Genomic DNA, 4820 nt, shown 5'->3' on the forward strand with positions numbered 1-4820 from the left:
GTCCGATAGTACTATCGGACGTTCTTTTTTTTATTGCTAATTTTTAAACATTTAACCTGTAATACCTAAAGCTTTTAACAACTTGTTTATATCGTCTTCGCCGTCCAAATGCTGTACCAATACTTTGGTTTTTGCATCATAGATATAAAGCGAAGGGTAATTGCTTGGTTTAAATTTTTCAATAAATTGGGTTCCAGCATCAAACAAGAATTTGACATTTGGGGCACTTTTCAATGCCTTCGCATGCATATTAATAAATCCATCGACATAAGGCTTGTCATTCATGGAGATAAAATAGAAGGATACATTCTTGAATTTGGACAAGTGCTGTGCGATACCAGCGCCCATTTTCTGGCAATGGCCACAACCCGGGTCGTAAAAATCCAACACAATATAACCCGATTTTGGAAGCTTGTCCGAATTAAACTTGTTAGCCTGATAGACCTCCTCAAAAGTAAACGATGGAAGTGTTTTGGGTGCCTGTGCAAAAACAGGTTGAAATAAGAAAAATACACTTACAAAAAATAGGGAACAAAGGAACCTCATGTTAAAGAAATTTAAACCAACAGTGACTATTCAATTAATTTTAATCAATAATACTTAAAAATGCGCTTCAGTCAACTATTATTTTAGTTTTTTTACAAAAAATCCGTAAGTTTGGGCTAATTTTTAAATCGATCAAATCTATTAATACTTATTAATCGTGAAAAAACGAATTGCTATTTTTGCTTCAGGTTCAGGGTCCAATGCTCAAAAAATAATGGAACATTTCAAGTATTCAGATGAAGCTGAGGTTGCCTTGATTTTATCCAATAACCCTGATGCTTACGTTATTCAACGAGCCGACAATTTTGAAATACCTGCACATATATTTGATCGTGATGAATTTTACAAAACCGACAACGTTGTCAATATTCTTAAAAACTTAAATATTGATCTGATTGTTTTGGCAGGTTTTCTTTGGCTCGTTCCGAATAACCTTCTGAAAGCATTTCCAAATCAAATTATAAATATACATCCTGCTCTCCTACCAAAATATGGTGGCAAAGGTATGTATGGTGACCATGTGCACAAAGCCGTTTTGGCCAATAAGGAAGAGGAACATGGCATTACGATCCACTTCGCAAATGAACATTTTGACGAGGGGGAAATTATATACCAAGCACGATTCAAAGTGGATCCCAACGATACTTTAGACATTATTAAATTTAAAGGGCAGCAACTCGAACATCAGTACTTCCCTAAAATAATTGAAAATCTTATCAAAAAAATGTAAAAACAATTCTATTATTTAGAATTGTTTTAAACAAATTGTAACTTTGTATTATGAACGAAGTTATTGAATCTGTGTTGGAGATCGATGAGTCAGAAAATAAAGCCGGGTTGTTTCAGTTTCGGAATACGGCTATGAACCCTTTTTCTGACTTTTCTTGTGCCTGCTTTAAAAAGTGTTGCAAAAAATATAAAGAAGGCAAACGCTGTAAAAAATGTCCGGGACGAAAAAAATAGCTATTTGTTGACTACTCTTCCAGGTAGTCTAAATCTTTATCAAAGCTTTCTTCTAACTGGGTCAACGAATAAATTGCTATACCCGAAAGAACGACAACCATTGTAATTGCTGCTGGCACAATTCCAAATGCATTTACTAGAAGTCCATATAGCATTGTTGACGGAATGAGTGCACCCCGTACAAAATTGGGGGCCGTCGTTGCAACAGTTGCTCTGAGATTTGTACCAAATTGTTCCGCTGAGATAGTCACAAAGGTTGCCCAATATCCTACTCCTAAACCCATTATAAAGGCAATGCTTAAAAACTTTGTCGCTGTAATACCATCACTCAATAAATACCATAGTGAACTTCCAATGATAATTAATTGACATATAAACACCACTTTTTTGCGGGATTTTAAAATCTGTGCGAATATTCCTGCCAGTACATCCCCGATAGAAATACCGATATAGGTAAACATCACCCCTTGACCAGCACTCAGTGTACCTGTAGCTCCCAAGGCCTTGCCGATTTCCGGAGCCTGTGTAACCAAAACACCGACAACAAACCAGATTGGAAGGCCAATACAGAGACAGTTAACATACCGTTTTAACCGGCTTTTATTTGTAAAAAGCATACGGATATCTCCTTTCACAACACCCGATTTATCTTGATCCTTAAATAATCCTGATTCAAAAGAGCCAATGCGCAACAGTAACAACAGTAAGCCCATTCCACCACCGACAAAGTAGGCCGTCCGCCAGTCAAATTCTTCCGAGACAAAATAGGCCAATATAGCGCCTAAAACACCGACACCGGCAACCAACATGGTCCCATAACCGCGTTTTGATTTATGCATACTTTCAGAAACCAAGGTAATTCCCGCCCCCAGTTCTCCGGCCAATCCAACGCCCGCTATAAAACGAATAATACCATACATAAGCACATCATGTACAAAACCATTTGCAATGTTCGCTACAGAGTATAAAAGAATCGATCCAAAAAGCACTTTTAAACGTCCAAATTTATCCCCTATAATCCCCCAAAGAATTCCACCCAACAGCAAACCGCCCATTTGCATATTGAGCACAAATTCACCCTTTACCCGCATTTCTTCCGCAGGGACGCCAATATCAGTGAAGGACTGAATACGAACTATGGAGAAAATAATCAAATCGTAGATATCGACGAAATAGCCCAGTGATGCAATCATAACCAGTAACCATACTTTTTTGCTGGATTGTTTTTCTTTTATTGTTGACATTTTAGGTTTTTTGATCTGTAAAAATACCATAGTGAAGCTATAAAACCAAGATTTCGAAAAATAATCCGACACATTGTTTTACTTTTGCATCATGAGATATAGTCCACTTGCCTTAACATGGCTATTACGTATTTACCCACCATTTCTATTTCAGGGAATCTGGGTTAAAAAAATTAGCCCCGGCTTCCAAGGCGCCAAAGTAAAAATTTATAAGACACCATTCAATATCAATACCAACAAAACATTATTTGGCGGAACGATCTTTTCTGCAGCAGATCCAATATTCCCCATCCTCATTGATCAGTATCTTCAAAAGATTGGTTTTAAAAAAACGGTGGCCTGGTTAAAATCATCACAGATCACCTTTAAGAAACCCGGCAAAACCAGCGTGGAATATTCTGTGCAACTCTCCGAGGAAATCCTTGAAGAATGTGCCCATATTATCCGTACAAAAGGCAAAGTAGTAAAAGATTTTACCCTGGAAATTAAAGATAAGTCTGGCGATCTCTGTGCCACGGTACGTTGTGAAACCTATATTCGTGACTTGAATTTTACATTCCCTTCCAGAAATCGAAATATTGAGCCATAAGAAATTAATATATTTGTCCAATTACCAAAAAAACAAAAAACATGAATAAAATCGCGTTTGTAGCTATCGCATCCTTGGCAATAGCAGCATGTGGAACTCAGGGAAATGGTGCAACAGGTGTAAAAGCCCTGCAAGATTCAACTATTAAGATACATGATGAAATTATGCCTCAAATCGCTCATTTCGACCGCGATGCTGTTAAGATAGATTCTATTTTGGCAAATTTAAAAAACCTAAAAACAACTAAGGCTGATTTAGACACCAATTTAACAAGAAAAGAGCTAAGCACATTGAAAGCTAATTTAGAAAGTGCTACAGACCATATGATGGACTGGATGAAAGGATATAACCCGGATTCAACAGATGTTAAATATTTTGAAACAGAGCTTCAAAAAGTAAGTGATATGAAAAAGATATTTGATAGTGTTTCTAAAGAAAGCCAAGACAAATTAAAGAATTTTTAAATCCAAAAATTCAAATAACACAGTCCGCCACTCTTTAGCTTAACATTAAATTGTTCGTGTAAAGATGGAATCAAGCTTTAACAAACAAAACTATTAAACACATGAGATCCATAACTAAATTTTACTGCGCAACTGGCCTTTTACTCGGTTTATTTTCCTGTAAAAACAATAGCCAGACAAGCTTACCCATCTATGGCGAAAGAGAAGCTGTAGAAAAAACAGTTGATGGAAAACAAATCGTAGATACAGTCTATCATACTATTCCACCTTTTAAACTGCTCAATCAGGATAGTACAATGATTTCAGACAAAGATTTTGAGGGCAAAGTATATATCGCCAACTTCTTCTTTACCCATTGTCCAAGTATCTGTCCGACGATGAATCGCAACCTATTAAAGATATACCAACAATACAAGGATAATGAAGAAGTTCGTTTCCTGTCCCATAGTATAGACTTTAAATACGATCAACCCTATGTACTGAAAGATTATGCCAATAAATTGGGTGTAATCAATAATCACTGGCAATTTGTTTCGGGGACTAAAGCAGAAATATATGGTCTAGCCAATCAATACCTGGTTTATACCGCTGAAGATAAAAATGCACCTGGAGGTTACGATCATCAAGGATACCTTGTCTTAATAGATAAGGATAAAAGAATTCGGGGTGCCTACGACGGTACAAACGATGAGCAGGTGAAAAAATTGATAAACGATTTACCTTTACTCTTGAGTGGGGCTAAAAAGTAACATGCGCATTCTCTTAACAACAGGTATAACGATCGGGGTTATTTTATCGATCTTGATTGGTTGTCAGCAGGAAGTTGATATCAAAACGGCACAATATGCGGTTAATGGTCAAAAGGTATACCGAACACATTGTCAAAATTGTCATGGAGAGAAAGGTGAAGGATTGGGAAATCTCTATCCTCCCCTAACCGATACTACCTTTCTGCAAACGCATCGTCAGGAGCTTGCTTGTATCATCAAGCACGGGACTTCCGGAGAACTTGAA

Annotated in this window: 7 protein-coding genes; 5 read left to right on the plus strand and 2 right to left on the minus strand. The window is 37.0% G+C overall.

Annotated elements, in window-relative coordinates; genetic code table 11:
• Positions 1–51: 51 nt before the first annotated feature.
• Positions 52–546 (minus strand): TlpA family protein disulfide reductase, encoded by a 495-nt coding sequence (locus B2X72_RS01690; RefSeq protein WP_075992746.1) that lies wholly within the window; start codon positions 544–546, stop codon positions 52–54.
• A gap of 157 nt (positions 547–703) precedes the next feature.
• Between B2X72_RS01690 and purN the strand changes: the two genes are divergently transcribed.
• The gene (gene purN, locus B2X72_RS01695; RefSeq protein ID WP_070563826.1) at positions 704–1276 is read left to right on the plus strand and encodes a phosphoribosylglycinamide formyltransferase; all 573 of its coding nucleotides are present in this window, start codon (positions 704–706) and stop codon (positions 1274–1276) included.
• 244 nt (positions 1277–1520) lie between these two features.
• Here the strand turns inward: purN and B2X72_RS01700 are convergent, their stop codons facing one another.
• Complete coding sequence (locus B2X72_RS01700; protein WP_286848148.1) at positions 1521–2753, minus strand: MFS transporter; 1233 nt, start codon at positions 2751–2753, stop codon at positions 1521–1523.
• Between the two features lie 91 nt (positions 2754–2844).
• Here B2X72_RS01700 and B2X72_RS01705 point away from each other — a divergent pair, with 91 nt between their 5' ends.
• From B2X72_RS01705 to B2X72_RS01720, 4 genes are all read left to right on the plus strand, one after another.
• Positions 2845–3342, plus strand: a complete 498-nt coding sequence (locus B2X72_RS01705) for a PaaI family thioesterase (RefSeq protein ID WP_070563819.1) — start codon at positions 2845–2847, stop codon at positions 3340–3342.
• A gap of 41 nt (positions 3343–3383) precedes the next feature.
• The gene (locus tag B2X72_RS01710; RefSeq protein WP_088161681.1) at positions 3384–3806 is read left to right on the plus strand and encodes a transposase; all 423 of its coding nucleotides are present in this window, start codon (positions 3384–3386) and stop codon (positions 3804–3806) included.
• Positions 3807–3907: 101 nt separating this feature from the next.
• On the plus strand, positions 3908–4555 hold the full coding sequence (locus tag B2X72_RS01715) for an SCO family protein (protein WP_286848149.1): 648 nt from the start codon (positions 3908–3910) through the stop codon (positions 4553–4555).
• Position 4556: 1 nt separating this feature from the next.
• Positions 4557–4820 (plus strand): c-type cytochrome (locus B2X72_RS01720; protein WP_286848150.1); only part of this gene is annotated, 264 nt, incomplete at its 3' end.

Source organism: Sphingobacterium sp. UBA7253 (genome assembly GCF_002472745.1).
GTDB classification, from domain to species: Bacteria; Bacteroidota; Bacteroidia; order Sphingobacteriales; family Sphingobacteriaceae; genus Sphingobacterium; species Sphingobacterium siyangense.

Coding starts and splice junctions, on each gene's coding strand:
- B2X72_RS01715 (WP_286848149.1), top strand. CDS start 3,908: ATGAGATCCATAACTAAATTTTACTGCGCAACTGGCCTTTTACTCGGT.
- B2X72_RS01705 (WP_070563819.1), top strand. CDS start 2,845: ATGAGATATAGTCCACTTGCCTTAACATGGCTATTACGTATTTACCCA.
- B2X72_RS01690 (WP_075992746.1), bottom strand. CDS start 546: ATGAGGTTCCTTTGTTCCCTATTTTTTGTAAGTGTATTTTTCTTATTT.
- B2X72_RS01700 (WP_286848148.1), bottom strand. CDS start 2,753: ATGTCAACAATAAAAGAAAAACAATCCAGCAAAAAAGTATGGTTACTG.
- B2X72_RS01710 (WP_088161681.1), top strand. CDS start 3,384: ATGAATAAAATCGCGTTTGTAGCTATCGCATCCTTGGCAATAGCAGCA.